Origin of the sequence: Pseudotabrizicola sediminis (genome assembly GCF_004745575.1) — a bacterium.
Classification (GTDB): domain Bacteria; phylum Pseudomonadota; class Alphaproteobacteria; order Rhodobacterales; family Rhodobacteraceae; genus Pseudotabrizicola; species Pseudotabrizicola sediminis.
On sequence record NZ_RPEM01000057.1, the window covers coordinates 1 to 774 of the forward strand.

The 774-nt window shown below is 62.3% G+C and carries 1 protein-coding gene; it reads right to left on the reverse strand.

Features of this window, described 5'->3' with window-relative positions; all coding sequences use genetic code 11:
* Positions 1-55: 55 nt before the first annotated feature.
* Positions 56-774: IS5 family transposase (locus EEB11_RS19280; protein ID WP_135434207.1), on the reverse strand; the 719-nt coding region annotated here is incomplete at its 5' end.

The window sequence follows — 774 nt, forward strand, 5'->3', positions numbered from 1 at the left end:
CGGCGTTGTTGCGCAACTCAAGCTTGAAGCGTGACTGGCCCTTTCCCCATTGAACTCAGGCCACGCGAACGATCTCGGCGGTGCCGAGGGCGTTGAAGCGGTTGATAAGGGCGACGCGGATTTGGATTTCGGCGGTTTGGCTGTCGGGGTGTCTTGCAGCGATGCGTTCGCCAAAGGCCTTCAGGCACCGCATTTTTGCCTCGATCCGGCTTCGGACGTGATATCCGGTCCAGCGGTTCCAGAAGGCCCGCCCGTAGTGCCGGGTGGCGCGCAGAGTTTCGTTTCTGGGCGAGACATTGTCCGCCATTGGTCCGAGGACAATGTCGAGCGCCGCCGGGCAGTCCTCTTTCCAAGGTCGCCCGTTCTTTCGGATCGGGATGATCGGGGTGGCCTGTCGGTCGATGATGGCTGTGTGGCATCGGCGCATATCATACGCCCCATCCGCGGTCACCGTGCCGATCATCTCACCTTCGGGGATCTGGTCGAGCAGCTCCGGCAAGACCGGACTATCGCCGTCGCTGCTGGGGGTGAATTCCACCGCCCGGATATCCGAAGTGACCGTATCCATGGCCAGATGCACCTTGCGCCCCCTCTCACGGTTTGCATGCAAACCGTTGCCGGGCAACGATTGGCGTCGGCCCTGAACGCCATGCTTGCGCGCCTGCCATTTGTTACCCGGCAGTGGTTTGCAAGCAAACCACGAGAGGGCGCCGTCGCCCAGAAACTTGATCCCGGTACTGTCCACCAGCAGGTTCAGCGGCCCATCGGCGCGAC